Raw genomic sequence first — 24,465 nt, 5'->3', positions numbered from 1 at the left:
CACGGCTGCGACGCTGACGCGCCCGGACTCACCATGGAAACGCTCGTTGCCTCGTCGGTGCGGCCTCCCGCACCGACGAGGCAACGAATTACCGGATGGGCGCTACCTACTTGACGATCGTCACCGTCGCCGAGCGGTAGTTCTTGCCGTTCTTCTCCGGGTCGTAGCCCTTCTCGACGTTGCCGGAGGCGTCGACCGAGAACCAGCGGAACGTGGTGGTGCTGGTGACGCGGAAGACCTGCCCCGGCTCACGGAACTCGGTGGCCTGGTAGCGCGGCGATTCGAGGGTCGGCCGGCTGCCATCCGTCGTGTAGTAGATGGTGGCCGGCTCGCTCGTCTCGAAGCGCACGTCGACGGACCCGGTGTACCTGCCGCCGCCAGGGACGAGCTCGGAGGTCGGCTTCTTCTTGTCCTTGCCCCACTCTGCCGCGATCCGGAACATCTCCATGATCCCGTTGGCGTACTCCATCGTCTCGGAGTGGCCGCTGACGAGCGCCGGATTGCCCTCCCACGCCGGCTGGAACGAGCCGCCCTGCCAGTTGCCGGTGGCCGGGTTGTAGATCGAGCCGCCGACCTCCCAGCCGAAGGAGTAGATCCCGTAGGTGTGGTACATGTCCTCACGGACGTTGCCGGCGGAGGAGTACAGGACGTCCGACGAGCCGCCGACGTTCTCCGGCGTGACGACGGTCTCCCGGTACGCCTTGACCTGCGACAGGATCCTGCCGGCCGACTGCCAGTAGAACGCCTCGTCGCCCAGCGGCGGACGCGGCGTGGTGACCCGGCCGTCCGCGATGTAGGCGCCGGGCTGCCAGAACAGCTGGCCGCCGTTGGAGTGCACCGACATCATGAACTTGATGTTCGAGTACTTCTCGACCAGCCAGACGATGTTCTTCGACTCGGGCTCGGACAGCTTCTCCGGCCCCTGGTAGGTGCCGCTCGTGCACACCGTCGACCCACCGGCGTAGCCGTCGTGGCCCGACCCGACCCGGTAGTTCCGGTTCAGGTCGACGCCCCACGAGTTACGGCGGTCCGGGTCGGCGTTCGCGTCCTCGCAGTGGTTCGTCAGGTTCTTACGCTGCGAGGCGTAGTTGTAGAAGCTGTAGTTCGCGCCGTCGGGGTTGTTCGACAGGACGAGGAAGATGTCCGTCTCCTGGACGATCTTCTTCGTGTCCTTGTCGGTCTTGTAGTTGTGCACCAGACGCTCGGCCGTCTCCAGCGTCGTCGTCGCGGGCACCCACTCGCGGGCGTGGTCCTGGGCCTGGATCAGGACACCGGGGTTGCGGCCGTCGCGGTGCTTGCCGATCCGCAGGACCGGGATGGTGGCCTCGCCGCGGGGCACCTCGCCCTCCGGCGCGCCGACGCGCTTCTGGTCGAGGAAGTCGCTCAGCGCGACCGGGGCGGACGTCGGCACGACGAGCCCGGTGCCCGCGTTGCTGCGGTACGGGTGCGCCCGGTCGATCAGGCCCTGCGACTGGGTCTCCAGTGCCGCCGCCACCTGCGCGGCGGTGCTGGCGAGCGCGCCGTTGGCGTCCTTCGCGAGGAGGACGCGGACCGCCTTGCCCGACACGTCGACGCCGAGCGGGAGGCTCGCCCCCGGCCGCTCCACGAATTCGACGGTGACGTCGTTGCCACCCTCGTGGCCCCACGCCGCCGAACTGACGACGACCGCCGCCTGCCCGGTACCGCCGATCGTGGCCTGCGCCTTGCGCTGGTAGCCGTTCGTCTTGTGCGGCAGGTAGACGATCTCGGCGATGTCCGGGTACTGCCGGGCGATCTCCTCGGCGCGGCTGAAGAGCTGCTGCGGATGCTTGTAGCCGTCGATGAAGTCCGACCTGTAGCCCGGGTTGTCCGTCAGCGGCGGCGGGGCGCCCTCGAGCCAGTTGGAGACCTTGCCGGTGGTGACGCCGCCGGTCGAGCTGCTGACCTTGATCTGGTCAGGACGCGCGTCGAGCTTGAACAGGTTCCGGTGGAACATGTACTGCCCGGAGTCGACGAAGCGGCTCATCGTCCGGGCGGAGCCGAACGGCGTACCGACGCCCGAGTCGTTCTCGAGCTGCATCAGGACGATCGGGTTGGCCTGCCCGCCTTCGGTGGTCCGTGCCTCGACGTAGAGGAAGCCCTGGCCCTTCGTGGTGAACCAGTCGGCGCGGACGACTCGTACCGTCGCGTCGTTCGCCTCGGTCACCTGCGCCGGCTGGGCGAGCGGCTGGGCGGCCCGTGCCCCGGCGGCCCGGAAGCCGCCGTCGGCCACGTCGCTCCAGGTGAAGCGCTCGTTCTCGCCGAGGATCTTGACGCCCATCGCCTTGAGCTCGGCGACCTGCCCGGCGTCCACGTGCGCCTCGCCCTCGATGCCGTCCGGCACGCGCGTGAGGCCGTGCTCGACGTCGTAGCCGGCGGCTACCACCTTGTCGAGCATGTCGGATCCGGTCAGCTTGATGCGTACGTGGTTCGACTCATGATCCGCGTGGTGGGCTCTTTCGGAGCCCGTGGCGGTGGGCTTCGTGGGGTCCGCGCCCGCAGGCGCGGTCGCGACGAAAGTGGTTGCCACCAGGGCGGACATCGCGAAGAACACGATGCGTGGCTGTCTACCTCGCATGCTCCCCTCCTTCTGTCTGTGGCCGTCAGTGATGTCGCGGCCGGCCCGAGCGCGGGCCGGACCGCATCGATTCATCCAAAGATGGACATGCTGCACCCGCGCACGACGAGCCCGGCTCCGACGGATCGCGTCGGAGGATCGTGCCGGGTGCGAGCGGGCCGGGTGCGTCGGATGCAGTGCGTCGTGTGTCCGCCCACAGCGATCCAGGCCTCGACGGATCGCGTCGAGGACCGTGTGGAGCATGGGCGGAACTGAGGCGGCGGAGGCGTCTTTCACGTCGACGACGTGGCTTGACCTGGATCTTTGCATCGCCTGAGCCGTTTGATCAACCCTTCGATGCGACGGCCAGAGGGAACCTTGAGGATTCGGTGTGCGGGCCAGCGCCGCAGGTGGCGCCCGTGCGTGACCGGCGACCACCACGACGGTGGCGCCGTCGAGGGCGACGGATGAAGGCCTACGGGCGCAGGTCGACCGAGACGTGCCCGGACAGGGCGCGAAGGAAGTCGGGCGCGTCGAAGATCGCGTCGGCGGAGGCGACGCCTACGGTCCTGGTCCGTCCCGTGAGGACAGGGTCGACGAGGCGAAGGTTTGCTACCTGGTCTGCCCGTCGTCACGCAGGGCGAGGAGCGCCGCTTCGAGCCGCAGCCCGAGCCCCCGTCATGACGAGCAGGGCGGCGAGGACGTATCCCCCGGTCGAAGGATTATCCGGGCTGATCATCAGTAGCGAGATGAGCAGCCCGGCGGCCAGGGCGACGTTGCCCATCACTCTGGTCGAGCCGCTACGCGTGTACCGGAGATCCACGCAAGTCACCGTATAGGGCTGGAGCGGGCGCCAATGTCCCTGGCCGACGTCACACGCGCGCCGGGCCCCTCCGAGCGGCGGCAGGCAGGGGCCGCAGGGTGAGCACCTCACCGAGCCCGTCGACGTGGGTCAGCCTGGTGGCGAACGCGGCGCTCAGGGCGCGGCGCAGGTAGTCCAGCACCGCCGGCCCCGGGGTGAGCGGCGCCGATCCGGTGTCGCCCGTGCCGACCAGGTGCACCTCGCGGGCGAGCCGTCCGGAGGTGTTGACGAACCGGCAGAGATCGTCCCACCGCAGGTACCGCCAGAAGTCGACGCTGACCACCGCGTCGAGGCTGCCCGGCGGGATGGGCGGGTCCATGCCGACCAGGTGGTGGTTCGTCGGGCCCGGCGGGGCGGAGTAGTCGAAGGTCAGCGCCCCGGTCGGCAGGTCGACCTGATCGCTGCCGGTGCCCACCCACAGCACGCGGGGGCCGGGCAGGCGGTCGGCGAGCCGGTCGAACGCCGGCCCGATCCGGCACGTCGAGCGCCGCGCGCAGTCGGTGGCCGCGGAGCGGTAGTACACGATGCGCTCCAGCGAGTCGTACACGTCCAGCAGGCCGTAGAACTCCCATTCGATGACGTGGTACTGCCCGGTCAGGAGGCTCCGGTTGGCCGCGAAGTCGGACCAGTTGCGGTCGGTGTTGCGGTGGTGCGGGAGGTGGAAGGCGCGGGCCTCGTCGTCGAAGGCGAAATTGAGTTCGGTCACGCCGAGGTGCCGGTGCACCCGATAGAACAGCTCGATGTCCTCCAGGCCCCAGCGCAGCCCGGAGCGTTCGTCGAATCCGCCGGTCCGGTCGAAGAGGTCACGGGCGAGCGAGATGTTGTGGGTGTAGGCGAGCGCCCAGCCCGCCCGGAGCCACTCCGGCCCCGGGGGCTGACCGTGCGGGAAGCGCAGGTCGCCGGCGCGGTCCGCGCGGCGGCGGGGGACGTCGGTCATCTCCCGGTCGTCGAGGGCGGCCTCGACGTGCTCCAGGCTCAGCTCGTCGCGCCGGCCCATCAGCACGGCGGGCCGGCCGGCGACCGCGTGGTGGGCCAGGTGGCGCTCCAGCAACTGCGGGGAGGCGTACGAGTCGGCGTCGAGGAACAACAGCAGCGGCGCCCGGGTGTGCCGGACCGCCTCGTTGCGGGCTGCGGAGCGTCCCCGCCGTCTGGGGAACTCCAGCAGGCGGAGGTCGAGACCGGTGGCGGCCTCGACGGCGTCGGCGTAACCGGCGGGGGAGCCGCCGTCGCGGATGACCACCACCTCGAAGCGCTCGGGGCTCACCGTCTGTCGCGTCAGCGACCGCAGCGTCAGCGCCAGGCACTGCGCGTCCTGGTAGGTGGGTATGACCACGCTCAGCTCGACCGCGTCGTTCGTCCGTGCCGTCATTCGACTTCCCCGTCATGGTGGTGGTGCACGATCTCCGTCGACGCGCCTCGCGCGGGAGCGCGGCCCGGCCGGGTCACGCGTGGTGGTTCACGCTCACCGGCCAGGACCATCGTCGTCGACGGTGCCGGTGGGAGCTAAGCAGCGCGCCAAATGAGGATCAATCGATTCGTCGATGTCTGGGGTGCGATCAGTGGATCGACAGGGGTCCCGACGACACCGGGTGACGAATGCGAGGCGCGGCGTCGAGGAAACCCCGCAACCCGGCCGGCAGCCGGATCCGCGGCCGCCACCGTCCGGGGACGGGCGCGCGTGCGGCCGGTCACTACGCTGCGGCCCGTGGAGCGGATGGCGGGTGTGTTCTGGACGGGTGGCTGCGCGGCAGTCGCCGTCCTGCTCGTGGCGGGCGTCGTCGCGCTGGTCGTGGCGTCCCACCGGCGGGAGCGGGAGCGGCGGGAGCACTGGCGACAGTGGGCCGCCCGGTACGGCTGGACCTTTGACGAGCGGCCCCAGATCACCTGGACCGACCGGGTGCCGGGCCGCAACCGCCGGGGCGTGCGGTTCGCGCTGACCGGGACGCTGCACGGCCGACCCGTCTGCGTGGCCGAGTACGCGTACACCGAGACGCACAGCTCGACCGGCGCGGACGGCAACCAGACGACCACCACGCACACCCACACGTACGTCGTCTGCTCGGTGTGGCTGCGGCGGCCGTTCCCGGCGCTCTCGGTCGGACCACGCCACGCGTTCTCGAAGCTGGGCCGCGCGCTGTTCGGCAGCGACACCTACGCCACCGGGCACGAGGAGTTCGACCGGCAGTGGCGGGTGGCCGCCGCGGCCCCGGGGCAGCAGGCGCTGGTCGGGCCGACCCTGATCGCCGCGCACCTGGCGGGAGCGGTGCCGGCGTGGAGCGTGCGGGGGGCGGAACTGGTCACCTACCGGCGCGGCCGGCTGGAGGACGCCGCCCTGGTGCCGTCGCTGGTGACCCCGCTGATCACGGTCGCCGACCTGCTGGAGCAGGGCCGCTGACGAGCGCCGGCCTCCCCGACGGGACGGCCGGCGGGAAGAGCGCGGGAGGCCGGACCCCAGGGGCCCGGCCTCCCGTCACGAGCTGTGGATCACGGCCGCCAGGAGCCGGTGGTCTCGAACCTGTGCAGGTACTCCAGCGCGCCGTTCTTGTCGGCCACGTTGAACACCACCGTGCCCGCGCGCCTGCTGCCCTCGGGCAGGTTGTTGCCGGAGTCCAGGGTGTCGCCGCAGCCGGAGAGCGCGCTCGCCAGGCCGTTGGCGGTGGTGCCGTTGGCGGCCACCCAGTTGAAGTAGAACGGGTTGATGGAGCTCTTGCCCTTGGTCACCGTCGCGGTGACGTGGGCGATCAGGTACATGCCCTTGTCGGGGGGCGGGGCGTACGACCGGCAGCCCTTGGTCTCCGTGGTGAACCGGGTGACCGTGATCTCCATGGTCCCGTCGTCGTCGGAGACCACCAGGGTGGCGCCGGGCTTCATGTTGAAGGTCTCGCCGTCCCTGGCCGACGGGGACGGGCCGTCCGGCTGCAGCGTGATTCGCGGGGCGGCTTTATTCAGGTCGTCCGCCGCCTTGTTGGCGCCGGCGATGAGCGCGACGACGCCGCCGACGCAGCAGAGCAGGGCCAGCACGGCCACCACGGCCACGACGATCAGGACGGTCTTGTTCTTCTTCGGCGGCGCGGCCGGATGCGGCGCGCCGAGGGGGTAACCGGGCGCGCCGCCCGGGTAGCCGGGCCCACCGGGCGCGTAGCCGGGCCCACCGGGCGGCGGGTAGCCGGGCCCGGCGGCCGGATACCCCGGCGTGCCGGACACCGGCGGGTACGGCGTGCCCGAGGTCGGCTGGTGCGGGGCGGCCCACGGCTCGCCCGGCATCCCGGACACCGGTGGCTGCGGCATCCCGGACACCGGTGGCTGCGGCACCCCCGAGACCGGCGGCTGCGCCCACGGCTCGCCGGGCGCGCCCGACACCGGTGGCTGCGGTGCCCCGGAGACCGGCGGCTGCGGCGCGGCCCACGGGTCGCCGGCCGGCTGCTGCGGCGGCACGGGCGGGAGCGGGGCCCACGGGTCGCCCGTGGCCTGCGGGGCGCCGGAGGTCGGCGGCTGCGGCGGGTGGCCGCCCTGGTCGGCGGGGAACTGCGGCATCGGTGCCGGCGGGTACGGCTGCGGCTGCTGCTCCGGGCTCGGTTGGTTCGGATCCTGCGGCCCGTAAGGGGGCGGGGGGTGACTCACCGTACTCCTAGGCACCTGACGACGACGGCAAACGCGGCTGACGCTACCGTGCGCGGACAACGGACCATCTTCGCGTCTCCGGCAGCGCCGCGCCGTCCCCTGTTCGGATTCCGTGCCCGGGTCAACCGGACAGCAGCACGGCGGCGGTGCGGACCAGCGCGTCGTCGACCGCGAACCGGCCGGTGACCAGCGCGGGCGGACGGGCGAGCGGAGTCGCGTCGAGTCGCGCCGGGGCGATCCGGGCGGTGAAGGTGCCGGCGTCCGGATCCAACTCCACCAGCGCGTCGTGGAAGTCCAGCCACGTGCCGACGACCGGGTGCCACACCTTGTAGACGGTCTCCTTGGCGCTGAACAGCACCGCCGGCCAGGAGGTGCCCACCGGCAGGCGGGCGCACCGGTCCTGCTCCTCGGGCAGGCAGATCAGCCGGCGTACGCCCGCGTTGAGCTCCCGGTGCCCCTCGGCGTCGATGCCGACCGACCGGACCTCGCCGGAGCGGGCCGCGACCGCCGCGCAGTAGCCGCGGGTGTGGGTGATGGCGCCGACCACGCCGGCCGGCCAGACCGGCGACCGGTCCGCGGCCGACGGCACCGCCACCGGGGGTACGCCGAGGGCCGCCATCGCCCGGCGGGCGCAGACCCGCCCGGCGGTGAAGTCGCGGCGGCGGCTCTGCACCGCGCGTTCGCCCAGGCAGGCCCGCTCGGCCGGCAACAGCTCGCCAGCCCAGTCCGACGCCCCGGCCACGGCCACCGCCACGGCCGGCGGCAGCAGGTCACGCACCGCCGCCCCCCGACAGGTGCGACCGTCCGCGCGCCCGCCCGGCTCCGAGCCCGTCGGCCGGTGGCCGGTGCGGCGGCTGGCGAGCGGACCGCCGGGCCGGCGCCCCGCCCACGGTCGGCGTCGCGAGGGTCATGGTTGGTGAACGTACCGCAAGGCGTAACACCGCAGCGTCCTGCGGCGCTGACAGGGCGTCGCCGGTGGGCGGGAATGGTCCACTGTCGACCAGCCCACCGGGGGCGGGTCGCCACGTGAACCGGAGAGGGAGTGCGATGACCGGTGGTGCGGAATCCTCGGCGTCCGGGGCGGACGAGCACGCTCCACTCGCTCCCGGCTGGACCTGCGGCACGTGCGGGGCGGAATGGCCGTGCCCGGCCAAACGGTCCCGGCTGCTGGAGGAGTACCGGCGGGACCGCGCCATGCTCAGCGTGTACCTGGGGTCCTGTCTCGCGGCCGCCGCGCAGGACCTGCCGCCGTCCTCCGGCACGTCCCTGCAGGACCGGTTCCTCGGCTGGCTGCCCCGCAACCCCCGGACGTCCTGACCGCACCCCGGGGCGACCGGTCGCCCCGGGGTGCCCGGCGGTCAGTACGCGTGCGTCACCGTGATCGTGATGTTCGTGCAGGAGTTCGCCCGGCTGGTCAACGCGCTCTTCTCGGCGCTGTCGACGCTCAGCCGCCACCGGGTCTTCACCGCCACCCACTCGCCGACGTACCGGCACTTCTCGTTGGTGGGCTGCCAGGTGGCCGGGTCCTGGTCGCCCTTGGCCTGGTTGACGTTGTCGGTCACCGCGACCAGCGACCTGACGTCGCCGAGGTCGTTGGCGAACGCCTGCCGCCGCGACGTGGTCCAGTTCCGGGCGCCCGAGTCCCACGCCTCGGCGAGCGGAACCATGTGGTCGATGTCCAGGTCGGACGGGTTGGTCCAGTAGGCGGCGTCGTAGTAGGAGCGCCAGCGCCCGCCGGTCAGTTGGCAGCCGGAGCCCACCGTGGGGCGGGTGGTGGCCTCGGCGATCAGCACCTCGTAGCGGGTGTTGCAGCCGTCGGAGTCCGCGTCGGTCCAGTGCGGGAACAGGTCCCGGTTGTAGCCGGTACGGCTCTCGGCGGCCACCGGCAGGTCGGCGACGAGGGTACGCAGCGGCACCGAGACGGTGGCCGCGTGGGCGGGGGCGGACAGGCCGAGGGTGGCGGCGGTGACGGTGGCCAGCAGGCCGCCGGTCCAGCGGAGGGTACGGGTCATCGTGAACTCCGTCCGATCGATCGGGATGGCTGACAGTGCAACCGGCCCGGGTGCCGACGGACCGGACCCAGGGTTACTGGAGAACCAAATCGATCGATACGTTACGGGAAGTCTCCCATCGATGGGAATCCCGATAGCTGCGAAATCTGGCAGATCCCGGTCCCGCCGGCGCTGTCGATCCGTACCGTTTGCGCGAGATGACGGACCGTTAGTGCCGGATGTAAACCATCCGTGCGGTGTCGCGTTGGTCGGAAATCTGACCGAAGTCGACCCGTTGTGCCAGTGGTAGGTGGTGGTTAAGCTCTTGATGCGCGCCCCAATCGCCCGCTTCCCCCGTGGCAGGCGATCGGGGCGCGCATCTATGTCGAACGGGCCCGCACGCCACCGCGTGCGGGCCCGTTCCTTGTGCACCCGCCGCGCCGCCCGGGGCGCGCGGCGGGTGCCGTGCCGTCCTCAGATCCAGCGGCCGTCCAGCCACATCCGCGCCGACCACTCGGCGTACGGCAGCACCTTCCCGACGAAGATCGGATGGAAGTACGCGAAGCAGAGCGCGACCAGCAGGACGTACGCCCCGGCGATCACCCCGCCGACCAGCCTGCGGTCCCGGACCTCGTCCGACTCCTCGCGCGCGGCGGCAGGTCCGCCGTCTCCCGGCTGCGCGGCGACGGCGCCCGGTGGACCGGCCGGCGTGATGATCGCGCCGAGCACGTAGACCACCGCCAGCACCAGGAACGGCAGGATCGGCGCGGTGTAGAAGGAGAACATCGTCCGGCCGTCGAGGGCGAACCAGAACCAGGGCAGCAGGCCGGCCGCCACGACGAGCAGGATCGCCCCCGCCCGCCAGTCCCGCCGGGCCAGGCCCAGCCAGACCAGCGCCGCCAGCGCGGGCAGGAACGACCACCAGAGCAGCGGGGTGCCCAGCAGCAGGACCTCGGAGGCGCAGCTCGGCGCCCCGCAGGGCCCGTTGCCAGCCCAGTAGAAGGCGACCGGCCGGCCGAGCAGCAGCCACTGCCACGGCCACGACTGGTACTTGTGCCCCTCGTCCAGCGTGCGGTGGAAGCCGTACGCGGCCTTGTGGTACTCGATCAGGTTGTTCAACGCGCCGAAGACCGGGGTGTCGCTCAGCGGGGCGTTCGGGTAGCGCTCGGCCAGCCGGTAGTAGCCCTCGTCGCTGAGCAGCCAGCCGGACCAGGTGGCGACGTAGGTGACCACGATCAGCACCCCGGCCAGCACCAGCCACGGCACCTCGTCGAGGAGGGTGTCCCGCCACGGTCGGCGTACGCCGGCGGAGCGGCGGACCCCGACCTCCCACAGGATCACCAGCAGCGCGAAGACCGGCAGGAAGTAGAGCGCGCTCCACTTGACCGCGCAGGCGCAGCCGAACAGGACCCCGGCGGCGAGCCGCCACCACGGCCAGTTCCGCCAGCCGCCCGCCGGACGCCCGGCCCGCCCGGGCTGGCCCGGGTCCAGGCCGGCCTCCAGCGCCCGGGCCCACCGGCGGCGCCGGGCGTCCCGGTCGAGCACCAGGGCGCCGAACGTGGCCAGCACGAAGAACAGCAGGAAGATGTCGAGCAGCGCGGTGCGGGAGAGCACCAGGTGGAAGCCGTCCAGCGCGAGCAGCAGGCCGGCGGCGCAGCCCAGCGCGGTCGAGCGGAACATCCGCCGGCCGATGCGGACCAGCAGCAGCACCGACAGGGTGCCGATGACCGCCGCCGAGACCCGCCAGCCGAACTCCGGGGCGGTCGTCATCAGGTGCCCCGGCACGGAGATGCCGTGCTCGGCGTCGGCGTAGCCGAAGGCCCACTCGCCGAACCCGATCAGCCACTTGCCCAGCGGCGGGTGGACCACGTACGACGCGCCGCCGTCCTTGTAGTTCCACTCGACGCCCTTGTCGATGAGCCCCCAGCCCTCCCGGGCGTAGTAGGTCTCGTCGAAGATCTTGCCCGGCGGGTGGCTCAGGCCGACGAAGCGCAGGATCGCCGCGATGGCGACGATCACGCCGGTGGCGAGCCAGGAACGCCCGTCCAGCCGGGCCTCGACGGTGGCCAGTCGCCGCCGGACCACGCCGGGGATCCCGCCGGAAGCCGGGGACCTGCCCTCCGGCGGACTCCCGTCCGTGAGGTCCTGCCCCGCCTGGTCCGCGCTCTGTGCTGTCGACGCACTCGTCACCCGGCGATCGTAGGCTGCGAAGGTGCCCGGTGGCGCCCGTCGTCCCCGATACCGGTAAAGCCGTCGATGAAGGAGTTGCATCTCGTGGGTGAAAAGTCCGAAACCGGGCGCCTGGTCCTGCTCGGCGCGCCGCTCGGCAACCCCGCCGACGCCTCCGCCCGGTTCCGTGAGGTGCTCGCCGCCGCGGACGTGGTGGCCGCCGAGGACACCCGCCGGCTGACCCGGCTGGCCCGGGACCTCGACGTCACCGTCGGCGGCCGCATCGTCTCCTACTTCGAGGGCAACGAGGAGCGGCGCACCCCCGAGCTGGTCGACGTGCTGACCGCCGGCTACCTGGTCGCCCTGGTCACCGACGGCGGCATGCCGAGCGTCTCCGACCCGGGCTACCGGCTGGTCCGGGCTGCCCTCGACGCCGGCGTGCCGGTCACCGCCGCGCCGGGCCCGAGCGCGGTCACCACCGCCCTGGCACTGTCCGGCCTGCCCTGCGACCGGTTCTGCTTCGAGGGCTTTCTGCCGCGCACCGGCGGCGCCCGGCGGTCCCGCCTGCGGGCGCTGGCCGCCGAGGAGCGGACGCTGGTCTTCTTCGAGGCGCCGCACCGGATCGCCGCCGCGCTCGCCGACCTGGCCGCCGCGTTCGGCGCCGACCGGCCCGCCGCACTCTGCCGCGAGCTGACCAAGACGTACGAGGAGATCGTCCGCCGCCCGCTCGGCGAGCTGGCCGACTGGGCGGCCGAGGGGGAGCCGCGCGGCGAGATCACCCTCGTCGTGGCCGGCGCGCCCGAGTCGGCCCCCGAGCGGCCCGACGACGACACGCTGCGGGCCGCCGTCGCCGCCCGCGAGGCCGCCGGGCTGTCCCGCCGGGACGCGATCACCGAGGTCGCCACGGAGTACGCCCTGCGCCGCCGCGACGTCTACGCCGTCGTGCACGCCTGACACCCGAGTCGGCACGCCTGACGCCCGACTGGAATTTCCACCCGGCCCGGCCGGGCACCCTCGGCGGCCCGGCCGTCGGGCGCCGCGCAGCACCCGACGGGTTCACCAGGCGGCGACGAGGAAGCCGAGGGTGATCGCCAGCGGGCCGGCCACGGCGCCCGTCACCGCCCAGCGGCGGGCGCGGGGGTCGGCGATCCGGGTGGACCCGGTCCACCGGACGATCCCCGCGCCGCAGCCCAGCACCACCAGCAGGCCGAGCAGCCAGCGCAGGTGCCCGGCCGCGCCGGTGTCCGCGTACGCGGTGCCGCCGTCCGGGCCGGTCATCCGGGCCGGCAGGATCGTGCCGGCCGCGGTGCGCTCCGCGGCCACCCCGCTCACCCGCACGCCGTACGCGGTCCACGTCTCGTCGGCGGGAGCGAAGTTGCCCCGGCAGCGCTGCGCGAGGCCGCCCCCGGTGCAGTCGGCGATCACCACCGTGCCCCGCGTGGCGTGCCCCACCGCCAGCCAGAACGGGCCCGCGCTGACCCAGGCGAAGAACGCCGCCATCAGGCTCAGCGCCAGCAGGGCGGCCAGCCCCGGCAGCGGATCGGGCGGACGCGGGGTGCGCCGGGCCCGACGCCGCGCGGCCTCCTCCCGGGCCGACCGCTCCCGCTCGTGCGGCGGTTCCTCCCGGATCGGGGTGCCGTCCCAGTGCACCAGCTCGATCGGCGGCCAGTACGCCCCGTCACCATCGTCGGACCCGTCCCCGCCGTCCGGCGTACGCCCGCCGTCGCCCCGGTCCGGAACAGGCCCACCACCCTCGCCGTCCGGCGTACGCCCGCCGTCGTCCCGGTCCGGCGGGTCACCGGCGGACGGACGCCCCCGGCGGGGCCAGCGGTTCGGCTGCCGGACGGGGACCCGGCGCGGTACGGCGTCGACCGGCGCCCCGGTCGTGGGCTCCACCTCGACGGCGGGCGCGGCGGACGGCGGGGCCGCCACCGGTCCGGCGGCCTCGACGGGCGGTTCCGGTGGCGACTCCGGCGGCGCGGCGGCCTGGACCGCCCGGGGGTGCGGCGCGCGGGTGCCCCGCGGCGCCCTCCCCGCGCCATCGTCCGTCGGGCCGGAGGGACGGTCGTCACGATCCCGGGCCGCTCGTCTGCCAGTCACGGCGTTCATTGCACCCCGCGACCAGGGCGTCCACCGGCAGCTCAGGCCGCGTGTCGGCGACAAATCGGGCGAACAGCGGACCCGGTCCCGCCGGGCCGCCGACCCGAGGGCCCTATTGGTTCGCGGTCACCGCGAGCGGGTCACTAGGCTTGCTGGTCATGAGTCACGTTCTCGCGGCGGTCGCCTGGCCGTACGCCAACGGCCCGCGCCACATCGGCCACGTCTCCGGTTTCGGCGTTCCCTCCGACGTCTTCAGCCGGTACATGCGGATGGCCGGGCACGACGTGCTCATGGTGTCGGGCACCGACGAGCACGGCACCCCCATCCAGGTGCAGGCGGACGCCGACGGCGTCACCCCGCGCGAGCTGGCCGACCGCTACAACCGGGTGATCGTGGAGGACCTGCACGGCCTCGGGCTCTCCTACGACCTGTTCACCCGCACCACCACCCGCAACCACTACGCGGTGGTGCAGGAGCTGTTCGAGGGGATGTACCGCAACGGCTACATCGTCCCGAAGACCACCATGGGGGCGATCTCCCCGTCCACCGGCCGGACGCTGCCCGACCGCTACATCGAGGGCACCTGCCCGATCTGCGGCTACGACAGCGCGCGCGGCGACCAGTGCGACAACTGCGGCAACCAGCTCGACCCGATCGACCTGATCGACCCGAAGTCGCGGATCAACGGGGAGACCCCGAAGTTCGTCGAGACCGAGCACTTCTTCCTCGACCTGCCCGCCCTCGCCGACGTGCTGCGGCAGTGGCTCGACACCCGCGAGGGCTGGCGGCCCAACGTGCTGCGCTTCTCGAAGAACCTGCTCGACGACCTCCAGCCCCGGGCCATCACCCGTGACCTGGAGTGGGGCGTGCCGATCCCGCTCGACGGCTGGCGGGACCGCCCCGACAAGCGCATCTACGTCTGGTTCGACGCGGTGATCGGCTACCTGTCGGCCTCGATCGAGTGGGCCCGCCGCTCCGGCGACCCCGAGGCGTGGCGCCGGTGGTGGTCCACCGACGGTGAGGGGAAGGACGCCCGCGCCTACTACTTCATGGGCAAGGACAACATCGTCTTCCACTCGGTGATCTGGCCGGCGCTGCTCTCCGGCTACTCGGGCGAGGGCAGCCGCGACGGCGCGCCGGGCGACCTGGGCCGGCTCAACCTGCCCACCGAGGTGGTCTCCAGCGAATACCTCACGATGGAGGGGAAGAAGTTCTCCTCGTCGCGCCGGGTCGTCATCTACGTACGGGACTTCCTGGAGCGCTACGACGCCGACGCGCTGCGCTACTTCATCGCCGCCGCCGGCCCGGAGAGCAACGACACCGACTTCACCTGGGCCGAGTTCCTCCGCCGCAACAACGACGAGCTGGTCGCCGGCTGGGGCAACCTGGTCAACCGGTCCGTCTCCATGGCGGCGAAGAACTTCGGCGCGATCCCGCCCGTCGACCCGGCCGGCCTCACCGAGGCCGACGAGGCGCTGCTCGCGGTCGCCCGGGCCGGCTTCGCCACCGTCGGCGACCTGATCGCCCGGCACCGCCAGAAGCAGGCCATCGGCGAGGCGATGAGGGTGGTCGCCGAGGCCAACCGGTACCTCTCCGAGCAGGCGCCGTGGAAGCTCAAGGGCGAGGACGACAAGCCGCGGATGGGCACCATCCTGCACGTCACCCTCCAGGTGGTCAGCGACGCCAACACGCTGCTCACCCCGTTCCTGCCGCACTCCGCGCAGAAGGTGCACGAGCTGCTCGGCGGCACCGGCGTCCACGCGCCGATGCCGGTCATCGAGGAGGTCGAGGACCTCGACGGCGGGCCCGCGTACCCGGTGCTGACCGGCGACTACACCGTCGGCGCGCGGTGGGAGTCCGTACCGCTGGAGGCCGGCCGGCCGCTGGCCGCGCCGAAGCCGGTCTTCCGCAAGCTCGACCCGTCGATCGTCGACGAGGAACTCGCCCGCCTGGCCGACTGACGGCCGCCTGCGTGCCGACGGGCGCGACCCCCGAGGGGGCCGCGCCCGTCGCCGTCGTGTCGGCTGCCACCCCCGGACCTGGCGCCGGTGCGCGTCAGGCCCGGGCCATCGCCGGCGCGCCGATGAAGTCCATGATGCTGCGGTTGACCTCGGCCGCGTTCGTCCACGGGGTGCCGTGCGGCGCGCCCTTCAGCGTGACCAGCTGGCTGCCGGGCAGCATGGGCTGCAGCCGCTGACCGGTCTTCGGGTACGGCAGCACCGCGTCGGCGTCGCCCTGCACGATCAGCACCGGCACGTCGATGCGGGACACGTCGCCCCGGAAGTCGGTCTGCCAGGCGTCCACGCTGTCGTGGGTGCCCTTCGCCGAGGCGCGGGCGCCGATCTCCCAGTGCGCCCGGAACGCCTCCTCGCTGACCAGCTTGCCCTTGTTCTCCTGGTAGTTGAAGAACGCCTCGCAGAAGGTGGTGAGGTAGGCGAACCGGTCGTCGATGATGGCCTGCTGGAAGCCCTGGAAGAGGCTCTTGTCGACGCCCTCCGGGTTGTCCGAGGTCTTCAGCAGGAACGGCGCGAGCGGGGCCAGCAGCACCGCCCGGTCGACCCGCTGCGAGCCGTACACGCCCAGGTAGCGGGTCACCTCGCCGGTGCCCATCGAGTGGCCGACCAGGATGACGTTCCGCAGGTCCAGCTCCGTCATCAGCACGTCGAGGTCGGCGGCGAACGTGTCGTAGTCGTACCCGGACGCCGGCTGGGCGGAGTTGCCGAAACCCCGCCGGTCGTAAGTGATCGTCCGGTATCCGGCGGCCTGCAACGGCCCGGTCTGCTTCTCCCAGGTCGACCCGCTGAACGGGAAGCCGTGGATCAGCACGATCGGCTGACCGGAGCCGTGGTCCTCGTAGTACAGGTCGACGGGGGCGGAGTTCTCCGTCCCCACTGTGATGAAAGGCATGCGCGTCTCCTGGTCACGTGACGATCGGACGCCCGCGCTTTCCCACCCCACCCGGGGTTATGCCGCCCGGGACCGGCGCCCAGCCCCGCTCACAGCGCGTACGGCAGGTCCACCACCCGGTCGTCGGTGACCTCGGAGGCGGGCGCCCACGTCTCGTAGACGCCCCGCTCCTGGCACTGCGCCCCGGTCTCCGCCACCGCGTCCGGGCCGGGCCGACGCAGGCGCAGGCGCAGCCACCCGGACTCCTCCCGCAACATTAGGCAGGGCACGCCCCGCCAGTCGGCCAGCCGCAGCCGGCGGGCCGCCGACTCCACCGGGTACCGGGCGGCCCGGGTCATCGCCAGCACCCGGAACCCGCCCGGCTGGTCGGCCACCGCCTCGTACTCGCCGCCGGCGTAGTCGCCGACCAGCCGGGTGGAGCGGGGCGTCTCGCCGGTCGGCACGTACTCCTGGTCGGGGGAGAGCCCCGGCACCGCCGCCAGCAGGTGCCGCCACTGCGGGCCGGCCATCCGCAGCCAGCCGCGCTGCTCGGCCTGGTAGCTGTAGAGCACCACCTCCACGCCGTCGGCCGGATAGGCGAGCAGGGTGGCGTTCGCCGGCATCGGCAGGTCCGCGAAGTCCCGGGTGACGAACTCCGGGACGAGCTGGGCGCTGCTGGGCACGAAGCCGGTGCCGAGCACCGCCCCGCCCAGCCGGTCCCGGGGCGCGAGCGCGGTCAGCCCCCGGTGCGCCCCGCCGACCGGCACGTCGTAGTCGGCCGGGTCGGCCGCCCGCCAGCGCAGCGCGTACGTCACGTCCGCGCCGTCGGTACCGGCCGCGCCGTCGGTGCGCAGCACGGCCGTCGCCGACGGCGTACGCAGGTGCGCCACGTCGTGCTCCCGGTAGCAGAAACCGTGCGGCAGCCACCCGCGCACGTAACCGGCGAGCTGCCGCGCGGAGAGCACCTTCACCATCCGGGTGCCCCGCCGGATTACCGCGGAGGCGCGCACCGCCGCCAGCGTCGGATCCCCGGCCGCCGCGGGCTGCTGGCTGAGCTGCTGCACGTACGCCCAGCCCCGCTCCCGGTGCAGCGGCACCAGCAGCGGGGACTCCGCCTCGTCGCCCGGGTCGGCCACGGGAGGCACGACGGTGACCTCGGTGGCGTGCACGAACCTGCGCCACGGCAGCGCGGCGCCGGACCGGGGCGCCCACTCGAAGCCGGGCGCCTCCTCGGCACTGAACAGCTCGTACGCCGCGCCCCGGGCGATCTCCTCCGCCGGGTACACCACGCCCCCGTACGTCACACGCGGGCCGTTTCCGCTGGCCTGAGGGGTGATGGTCACGCCGACGACGCTAGGCGCGAGATGTGCCGTCCCGGTGAACAGGCGGTGGCGTCCCCACGACACGGGCCACCGGCGGTGTGTGATGCTGGCCGCGATGAGCGAGCCCACCGAAACCCGCAAGCAGCGCGCCGCCCGCCGGGCCGGGGAGTTCCCGCCCGTGCCCGAGCCGCTGCCCCGCCCCGTGCTGGACAGCCACACCCACCTCGACATCACCGTCAGCGAGGCCGGCGTGCCCCCACAGCCGCGGGCGGACGGGGACCCGGGCGTCGTACCCGTCGAGGACCCGGTCGCCGTGGCCGTGGCCGTCGCCGCCTCGGTGGGCGTCGACCGGCTGGTGCAGGTCGGGGTGGACGTCGCCTCCTCCCGCTGGGGGGCCGACGTCGCCGACAGCCACCCGGCCGTGCTGGCCACCGTGGCGCTGCACCCGAACGAGGCCCCCCGCCTGCCCGACCTGGACGAGGCGCTGCGCGAGATCGAGGCGCTCGCCGCCCGGGACCGGGTACGGGGGATCGGCGAGACGGGGATGGACTTCTTCCGCACCGGCGAGGAGGGACGCGCCGTCCAGGAGGAGAGCTTCCGGGCGCACATCGCCATCGCCAAGCGGTACGGCAAGGCCCTGGTCGTGCACGACCGGGACGCGCACGCCGACGTGCTGCGGATCCTCGACGACGAGGGCGCGCCGGACACCGTGGTGCTGCACTGCTTCTCCGGCGACGCCGACTTCGCCCGCGAGTGCGTTCGCCGGGGCTACCTGCTCAGCTTCGCCGGCACGGTCACCTTCGGCAGCGCCGCCGCGCTGCGGGAGGCCGCCGCGCTGACCCCGGTCGAGCAGATCCTGGTGGAGACCGACGCGCCCTACCTGACCCCGATGCCGCACCGGGGCCGGCCGAACGCCTCGTACCTGATCCCGCTGACCGTACGGTCGCTGGCTGAGACGACGGGCACGGACCTGGACGAGCTCTGCGCCGCCGTCTCCGCCACCGGCGACCGCGTCTTCGGCCCGTGGTGAGCAGGAGGGCCCCTGGCCCGCGCGCCCCCCACGCCGCCCGCATAGGCTACGGGGCGTGACCGGTCTCCTCGGCCCGGCGGAGATCCGGGAACTGGCCGCCCGGCTGGGCGTCACCCCCACCAAGAGGCTCGGCCAGAACTTCGTGCACGACCCGAACACCGTCCGGCGCATCGTCACTGCCGCCGGGCTGGCCCCGGACGACGTGGCGCTGGAGGTCGGCCCCGGCCTCGGCTCCCTCACCCTCGCCCTGCTCCCGGCCGCCGCGCACGTGCACGCCGTGGAACTCGACGCGACGCTGGCCGGCGCGCTGCCCGACACCGCCGCCCGGCACGCCGGGCCCGACGCCGCGCGGCTCACCGTGCACCACGCCGACGCGCTGCGGGTCCGCGCCACCGAGTTGGCCGAACCCGCGCCCACCGCGCTGGTGGCGAACCTGCCCTACAACGTGGCCGTGCCGGTGGTGCTGCACCTGCTCGCCGAGCTGCCCAGCCTGCGGCACGGGCTGGTGATGGTGCAGAAGGAGGTCGCCGACCGGCTCGTCGCCGGCCCCGGCTCCAAGGTGTACGGCGTGCCGTCGGTCAAGCTCGCCTGGTACGCCTCGTCCCGCGCCGCCGGGAAGGTCCCGCCGAATGTCTTCTGGCCGGTGCCGAACGTCGACTCCGGGCTGGTCGCCTTCACCCGCCGCGAGCCGCCCCGCGCCGACGTACCCCGGAAACGGGTCTTCGCCGTGGTGGACGCGGCCTTCGCGCAGCGCCGCAAGACCCTGCGCGCCGCGTTGGCCGGCTGGGCCGGCGGCGCGGACCGGGCGGCCGAGGCGCTCACCTCCGCCGGCGTCGACCCCGGCGCGCGCGGGGAGTCGCTCACCGTCGAGCAGTTCGCCGCCATCGCCGCGTCGGCCCCGGCCGCCCCACCCGCCGCGCAGTAGGCTGACGCCCGTGACCGAGGCCTGGGGACCGGACGACGAGGACGAGCAGCGGCGGCGCGGAGCCAGCGGACCGGTGCGGGTCCGGGTGCCCGCCAAGGTCAACCTGCACCTCGGGGTGGGACCGCTGCGCTCCGACGGCTACCACGAGCTGAACACCGTCTACCACGCCATCTCCATCCACGACGAGCTGACCGCCCGCCGGGGCGACACGCTCACCCTCACCATGGAGGGCGAGGGCGCCGGCGAGCTGGCCCTGGACGACACCAACCTGGCCATCCGGGCGGCCCGCGCCCTCGCCGGCTACGCGGGGGTGCCGCCGCACGCCCGGCTGCACCTGCGCAAGCAGATCCCGCTGGCCGGTGGGCTGGCCGGAGGCAGCGCCGACGCGGCCGCGGCGCTGGTCGCCTGCGACACGCTCTGGGGGACCGGGCTGTCCCGCGACGAGCTGGCCCGGATCGCCGCCGACCTCGGCTCCGACGTGCCGTTCCTGATTCACGGCGGCACCGCGCTCGGCACCGGCCGGGGCGAGTCGGTCAGCCCCGTGCTGGCCCGCCCCACCACCTGGCACTGGGTGGTGGCCGTGGCCGACAGCGGCCTCTCCACCCCGGTCGCCTACCGGGAACTGGACCGGCTGCGCGAGGCCGGCACCGCCGGTGAGCCGCTGGGCAGCACCGACGCGCTCTTCGCCGCGCTGCGCCAGCGGGACCCGCGGGTGCTCGCCGCGGCCCTCGGCAACGACCTCCAGGACGCCGCCCTGGCCATGCGCCCGTCGCTGGCGGAGACGCTGAAGGCCGGCGAGGCGGCCGGCGCGCTGGCCGGCATCGTCTCCGGCTCGGGGCCGACCTGCGTCTTCCTCGCGGCGGACGCCGCCGACGCCGAGCGGATCGCCGCGGAGCTGGCCACCGCCGACGTGTGCCGCGAGGCGCGCACCGCGTACGGTCCGGTGCCCGGCGCGCGCATCGCCTGACCGGCCCACCCGCCCCGATCCCGCGCTCCCGGCCCCCGGGTACCGCCTCTCCAGGGGGCGCCGGGTGGAGCCCGCGCCCGGCGGGCGGCGGGGCGGTCCGCGTACGCTGGAGACTCAGGCGTCCCAGGTGCCGGCCCGGCACCGGGACGCCTTGATCATGGGAGGTGAGGTCGTGGCCAACATTGTCAACCTGGACCGGGTTTCCAAGGGCTACGGCGCCGCCGGGCCGCTGCTCACCGACGTGTCGCTCGGCCTGGACGACGCCGACCGGATCGGCGTGGTCGGCCTCAACGGCGCCGGCAAGTCCACCCTGCTGCGGTTGCTCACCCGCATCGAGGAACCGGACGACGGGCGGGTCACCCACCGCCGCGACCTGCGGGTCGCCTGGCTGCCGCAGAGCCTCCAGCTCGCCCCCGAGGCCACCGTCCGGGACGTGGTGCTCGGCACCGCCTGGCTCGGCGAGAGCATGGGCGCCGAGCACGAGTGGGCCGGCGACGCCGGCGTGCGGGCCATCCTCGACGGCCTCGGCATGCCCCACCTCGGCCTCGACCAGCCCGTCGGCCCGATGTCCGGCGGCGAGCGGCGGCGGGTCGCGCTGGCCGCGCTGCTGGTCCGCGAGTCCGACCTGCTCATCCTCGACGAGCCCACCAACCACCTCGACGTCGGCGGCGTCGACTGGCTGGCGAAGTACCTCGTCGGCCGCAAGGGCGCGCTCGTCGTGGTCACCCACGACCGGTGGTTCCTCGACGCCGTCTGCACCACCACCTGGGAGGTCGCCGACCAGACCGTCCGGGCGTACGAGGGCGGCTTCGCCGCCTGGACCCTCGCCCGCGCCGAGCGGGACCGGGTCGCCGCGGCCACCGAGGCCCGCCGGCAGAACCTGCTCCGCAAGGAGATCGCCTGGCTGCGGCGCGGCCCGCCCGCCCGCACCTCCAAGCCGCAGTTCCGCATCGACGCCGCCAACGCCCTCATCGCCGACGTCCCGCCGGCGCGCGACACCATGTCGCTGCAACGGCTCGCCACCGCCCGGCTCGGCAAGCAGGTGTACGACCTGGCGCAGGTCACCCTGCACGCCGGCCCGAAGGAGATCCTGCGCGACACCACCTGGCAGGTCGGCCCCGGCGACCGGATCGCCATCCTCGGCCGCAACGGGGCCGGCAAGACCACCCTGCTGCGGATGCTGGCCGGCATCACCCGCCCCGACGGCGGGCGCTTCGCCACCGGCTCGACCGTCCGGCCGGCCTTCCTCTCCCAGGAGCTGGCCGAACTGCCCGGCCACCTGCGGGTGCTCGAAGCGGTGGAGGAGGTCGCCCGGCGGGTGCAACTCGGCGACCGGGAGGTCTCCGCCGCCCAACTCGCCGAGGTCTTCGGCTTCGACGACCGGCGGCTCTGGACGCCCGTCAGCGACCTCTCCGGCGGCGAGCGTCGCCGGTTGCAGATGCTCCGCCTGCTGGCGGGGGAGCCGAACGTGCTGCTGTTCGACGAGCCCACCAACGACCTGGACACCGACACCCTCGCCGCGCTGGAGGACCTGCTCGACTCCTGGCCCGGCACCGTCATCGTGGCCAGCCACGACCGGTACCTCATCGAGCGGGTCACCGAGGTCGCGTACGGGATGTTCGGCGACGGGCGGCTGGTGCACCTGCCCGGGGGCGTCGACGAGTACCTCGCCCGGGCCGCCGGCCAGCCCGGCCCCGCGATGCCGGAGACGGCCCCCGGGGGCGGCGCCGACACCCCCGCCGCGACCGGCATGTCCGCCGCCGAGGCGCGGCAGGCCCGCAAGGAACTGGCCCGGCTGGAACGGCAGGTCGGCAAGCTGGAGCAGAAGGAGGCGACGCTGCTCGACCAGCTCGCCACGCACGCCACCGACTACGCGAAGGTCGCCGAGCTCGACGCACAGCTCAAGGAGCTGCGGGCCGAGCGGGAGCGGACCGAGGAGTCCTGGCTGGCCCTGGCCGAGGAGATCCCGGCGACCTGAGTCGCCCCCCTGGTCGCGGCGCCGTACACCGGAGGCCCCCGTGTGCGGCGTCACACCTCGGGGTGCGGGACAATCGTCGGCGACCCCTCACCCGAACGGCGTTGGAGACTCAGACATGGCCCACACCCCCGTCAACCACCCCGCGCGGCCGGTCTACCGGGCGATCGGCGGGCTGACCGGTCTGTACCTGGTGGCCTTCGGCGTGCTCGGCATCATCGCGAGCGCCGGCAACGAGGCCCTCGCCCAGGATGACACCCAGGTCCTCGGTCAGGGCACGAACCTCGGTTTCTCGCTGCTCAGCGTCCTGCTGGGGGCCGTGGTGCTGGCCGGTACCGCGATCGGCCGCAACATCGACGTCATGATCAACCAGTGGCTGGCGTACGCCATCATGGTGATCAGCCTCGCCGGTCTCGCCTTCATCCAGACCGAGGCCAACATCTTCAACTTCAGCATCTTCACCGTCATCGCGCTGATGGTGGTCAGCCTGGTCCTGCTGATGGTCGGCATGTACGGCAAGGTCGGCACGGACGAGGAGCAGGAGGCCTGGCAGAAGGCCCGGCTCGTGCTCTGAGTGGTTGTTGGGTTTTCGCCGGAGCCCGACCCCGCTCCGGGCGGTCAGGCTTGATCCCTGCGCGGGTCGGGCTCCGGCGAAAACCTGTCGTGGTCCCGCTCCCCGGCCGTTGCTGCCCGGTGGGGTGGGATCTTCGTGGTTGCGCCTGTCGTCGGTTGCCACGCCCGTCCTGGTCTCCTACGCCGTCCATCCTTTGCGCGGTTTGGCGGACGGGTGACCTCCTCCTTTGGGACAATCGGGGCGAATGTCCTGACTGGTGGAGGGGTCATGCCGCACTTTCCCGTGAACCATCCGGCGCGGCCGGTCTACCGGGTCCTCGCCGGCCTGGTGGGGCTCTACATCCTGGTCTTCGGGGTCTGGGGCGTCGCCCTGACGGCCGGCGACCCGCTCTTCGACCGGGGCGACAACTGGGCCCTCGGGCTCCGCACCAACCTGGCCTTCTCGCTGGCCTCCGTCGCATTCGGGATCGTGCTCATCGTCGGCGCGTCCCGGCGCGGCAACCTCGGCCACTACATGAACCTGACCGCCGGGGTCGTCTTCCTGGTCACCAGCGTCCTCATGATGTCCGTGCTCCAGACCGAGGCCAACTTCCTCAACTTCTCGATGTCCACGGTCATCGTGTCGATGCTCTTCGGCCTGCTCCTGCTCGGCACCGGCCTGTACGACAAGGTCGGCACCGACGAGCACGCCGAGGAGGAACGGCGGCTGCGGCACCACCCGGTCTCCGAGGCCCACGGCCGCTGACCGACGTCGGGGTCAGCGACCCCGCACCGTGATCAGGCCCGGCTTGGCCTCCAGGTGCGACAGCCCGCTCCAGGCCAGGTTGACCAGGTGCGCCGCCACCGTCTCCTTGCGCGGCTTGCGCACCTCCAGCCACCAGCGGCCGGTCAGCGCCACCATCCCCACCAGCGCCTGCGAGTAGAGCTCGGCCAGCTTCGGGTCGTAGCCCCGGCTGGAGAACTCGGCGCCCAGGATGTGCTCCACCTGGTGCGCGACGTCGTTCATGACGCTGCTGAAGTTGCCCGCCGCCGACAGCACCGGCGACTCCCGCACCAGCACCCGGAAGCCGCTGGTCTCCTCCTCGATGTACGTCAACAGGGCCAGCGCCGCCTGCTCCAGCAACTCGCGGGGGTGCCCGGCGGTCAGGGCCGTGGTGATCCGGTCCAGCAGGGCGCGTACCTCCCGGTCCACCACCACCGCGTAGAGCCCCTCCTTGCCGCCGAAGTGCTCGTAGACCACCGGCTTGGAGACCTTCGCGCGGGCCGCCACCTCCTCGATGGAGGTGGCGTCGAAGCCGCGCTCGGCGAAGATCTGCCGGGCGGTCGAGATCAGCTGCTCCCGGCGCTGGGCCGCCGACATGCGTACGCGTGAGGGGGGTTTGGGGGCCGCGGCGGGAATCGCCCGCCGCCGGCCGGTCGTGCCGTCGTTGCCAGGGACATCCGCCATGTTCTCGTCATTCCGCCGGCGC

The 24,465-nt window shown here is 73.3% G+C and carries 20 protein-coding genes; 10 read left to right on the top strand and 10 right to left on the bottom strand.

The window, feature by feature from the left end:
* Positions 1 to 106: 106 nt before the first annotated feature.
* Both F6X68_RS07040 and F6X68_RS07030 read right to left on the bottom strand, forming a co-directional pair.
* Positions 107 to 2,596: a M14 family metallopeptidase gene (locus F6X68_RS07040; protein WP_151453482.1), complete on the bottom strand. Its 2,490-nt coding sequence runs from the start codon at positions 2,594 to 2,596 to the stop codon at positions 107 to 109.
* Positions 2,597 to 3,447: 851 nt separating this feature from the next.
* Positions 3,448 to 4,806 (bottom strand): glycosyltransferase family 2 protein, encoded by a 1,359-nt coding sequence (locus tag F6X68_RS07030; RefSeq protein ID WP_151453481.1) that lies wholly within the window; start codon positions 4,804 to 4,806, stop codon positions 3,448 to 3,450.
* Between the two features lie 336 nt (positions 4,807 to 5,142).
* On the opposite strand from F6X68_RS07030, the gene F6X68_RS07025 reads away from it, so the two are divergent.
* Entirely contained in the window at positions 5,143 to 5,832 is a 690-nt protein-coding gene (locus F6X68_RS07025) for a hypothetical protein (protein ID WP_151453480.1), read from the top strand.
* 89 nt (positions 5,833 to 5,921) lie between these two features.
* Here F6X68_RS07025 and F6X68_RS07020 read toward each other — a convergent pair whose 3' ends face one another.
* Both F6X68_RS07020 and F6X68_RS07015 read right to left on the bottom strand, forming a co-directional pair.
* Positions 5,922 to 7,058: a hypothetical protein gene (locus F6X68_RS07020; RefSeq protein ID WP_151453479.1), complete on the bottom strand. Its 1,137-nt coding sequence runs from the start codon at positions 7,056 to 7,058 to the stop codon at positions 5,922 to 5,924.
* Between the two features lie 121 nt (positions 7,059 to 7,179).
* Positions 7,180 to 7,836: a 4'-phosphopantetheinyl transferase gene (locus F6X68_RS07015; protein WP_151453478.1), complete on the bottom strand. Its 657-nt coding sequence runs from the start codon at positions 7,834 to 7,836 to the stop codon at positions 7,180 to 7,182.
* A gap of 269 nt (positions 7,837 to 8,105) precedes the next feature.
* Between F6X68_RS07015 and F6X68_RS07010 the strand changes: the two genes are divergently transcribed.
* Complete coding sequence (locus F6X68_RS07010; protein ID WP_151453477.1) at positions 8,106 to 8,375, top strand: hypothetical protein; 270 nt, start codon at positions 8,106 to 8,108, stop codon at positions 8,373 to 8,375.
* Between the two features lie 41 nt (positions 8,376 to 8,416).
* Here F6X68_RS07010 and F6X68_RS07005 read toward each other — a convergent pair whose 3' ends face one another.
* Both F6X68_RS07005 and F6X68_RS07000 read right to left on the bottom strand, forming a co-directional pair.
* The gene (locus F6X68_RS07005) at positions 8,417 to 9,070 is read right to left on the bottom strand and encodes an HNH endonuclease family protein (protein ID WP_151453476.1); all 654 of its coding nucleotides are present in this window, start codon (positions 9,068 to 9,070) and stop codon (positions 8,417 to 8,419) included.
* A 453-nt stretch (positions 9,071 to 9,523) separates the two neighbouring features.
* Entirely contained in the window at positions 9,524 to 11,239 is a 1,716-nt protein-coding gene (locus tag F6X68_RS07000; RefSeq protein WP_192581304.1) for a dolichyl-phosphate-mannose--protein mannosyltransferase, read from the bottom strand.
* 66 nt (positions 11,240 to 11,305) lie between these two features.
* Between F6X68_RS07000 and rsmI the strand changes: the two genes are divergently transcribed.
* Positions 11,306 to 12,172, top strand: a complete 867-nt coding sequence (rsmI, locus tag F6X68_RS06995) for a 16S rRNA (cytidine(1402)-2'-O)-methyltransferase (RefSeq protein WP_370518919.1) — start codon at positions 11,306 to 11,308, stop codon at positions 12,170 to 12,172.
* Positions 12,173 to 12,274: 102 nt separating this feature from the next.
* On the opposite strand, the gene F6X68_RS06990 is transcribed toward rsmI, so the two are convergent.
* Entirely contained in the window at positions 12,275 to 13,327 is a 1,053-nt protein-coding gene (locus F6X68_RS06990) for a hypothetical protein (RefSeq protein ID WP_225852030.1), read from the bottom strand.
* 149 nt (positions 13,328 to 13,476) lie between these two features.
* Here F6X68_RS06990 and metG point away from each other — a divergent pair, with 149 nt between their 5' ends.
* Positions 13,477 to 15,279, top strand: a complete 1,803-nt coding sequence (gene metG / locus F6X68_RS06985) for a methionine--tRNA ligase (protein WP_151453473.1) — start codon at positions 13,477 to 13,479, stop codon at positions 15,277 to 15,279.
* Between the two features lie 94 nt (positions 15,280 to 15,373).
* On the opposite strand, the gene F6X68_RS06980 is transcribed toward metG, so the two are convergent.
* Both F6X68_RS06980 and F6X68_RS06975 read right to left on the bottom strand, forming a co-directional pair.
* Positions 15,374 to 16,225: an alpha/beta fold hydrolase gene (locus tag F6X68_RS06980; RefSeq protein WP_151453472.1), complete on the bottom strand. Its 852-nt coding sequence runs from the start codon at positions 16,223 to 16,225 to the stop codon at positions 15,374 to 15,376.
* 89 nt (positions 16,226 to 16,314) lie between these two features.
* Positions 16,315 to 17,547, bottom strand: a complete 1,233-nt coding sequence (locus F6X68_RS06975) for a hypothetical protein (protein WP_151453471.1) — start codon at positions 17,545 to 17,547, stop codon at positions 16,315 to 16,317.
* An 82-nt stretch (positions 17,548 to 17,629) separates the two neighbouring features.
* Between F6X68_RS06975 and F6X68_RS06970 the strand changes: the two genes are divergently transcribed.
* The 6 genes from F6X68_RS06970 to F6X68_RS06945 all read left to right on the top strand — a co-directional run bounded on the left by F6X68_RS06970 (position 17,630) and on the right by F6X68_RS06945 (position 23,741).
* Positions 17,630 to 18,556 (top strand): TatD family hydrolase, encoded by a 927-nt coding sequence (locus tag F6X68_RS06970; protein WP_151453470.1) that lies wholly within the window; start codon positions 17,630 to 17,632, stop codon positions 18,554 to 18,556.
* A gap of 55 nt (positions 18,557 to 18,611) precedes the next feature.
* Positions 18,612 to 19,481 carry a 16S rRNA (adenine(1518)-N(6)/adenine(1519)-N(6))-dimethyltransferase RsmA gene (rsmA, locus tag F6X68_RS06965; RefSeq protein ID WP_151453469.1) on the top strand — a complete coding sequence of 290 codons (870 nt, stop codon included), beginning with the start codon at positions 18,612 to 18,614 and terminating at the stop codon, positions 19,479 to 19,481.
* Between the two features lie 10 nt (positions 19,482 to 19,491).
* Positions 19,492 to 20,448: a 4-(cytidine 5'-diphospho)-2-C-methyl-D-erythritol kinase gene (locus tag F6X68_RS06960; protein ID WP_151453468.1), complete on the top strand. Its 957-nt coding sequence runs from the start codon at positions 19,492 to 19,494 to the stop codon at positions 20,446 to 20,448.
* Between the two features lie 172 nt (positions 20,449 to 20,620).
* Positions 20,621 to 22,426, top strand: a complete 1,806-nt coding sequence (locus F6X68_RS06955) for an ABC-F family ATP-binding cassette domain-containing protein (protein WP_151453467.1) — start codon at positions 20,621 to 20,623, stop codon at positions 22,424 to 22,426.
* A 115-nt stretch (positions 22,427 to 22,541) separates the two neighbouring features.
* Positions 22,542 to 22,997: a DUF4383 domain-containing protein gene (locus F6X68_RS06950; protein ID WP_151453466.1), complete on the top strand. Its 456-nt coding sequence runs from the start codon at positions 22,542 to 22,544 to the stop codon at positions 22,995 to 22,997.
* A 267-nt stretch (positions 22,998 to 23,264) separates the two neighbouring features.
* Complete coding sequence (locus tag F6X68_RS06945; protein ID WP_151453465.1) at positions 23,265 to 23,741, top strand: DUF4383 domain-containing protein; 477 nt, start codon at positions 23,265 to 23,267, stop codon at positions 23,739 to 23,741.
* A gap of 12 nt (positions 23,742 to 23,753) precedes the next feature.
* Here the strand turns inward: F6X68_RS06945 and F6X68_RS06940 are convergent, their stop codons facing one another.
* Complete coding sequence (locus F6X68_RS06940) at positions 23,754 to 24,443, bottom strand: TetR/AcrR family transcriptional regulator (RefSeq protein WP_151453464.1); 690 nt, start codon at positions 24,441 to 24,443, stop codon at positions 23,754 to 23,756.
* Between the last annotated feature and the right edge of the window lie 22 nt (positions 24,444 to 24,465).

The sequence above is a fragment of the Micromonospora sp. AMSO12t genome (assembly GCF_008806585.1).
Classification (GTDB): Bacteria; Actinomycetota; Actinomycetes; order Mycobacteriales; family Micromonosporaceae; genus Micromonospora; species Micromonospora reichwaldensis.
This window is presented reverse-complemented; position numbering and strand designations above follow the sequence as displayed.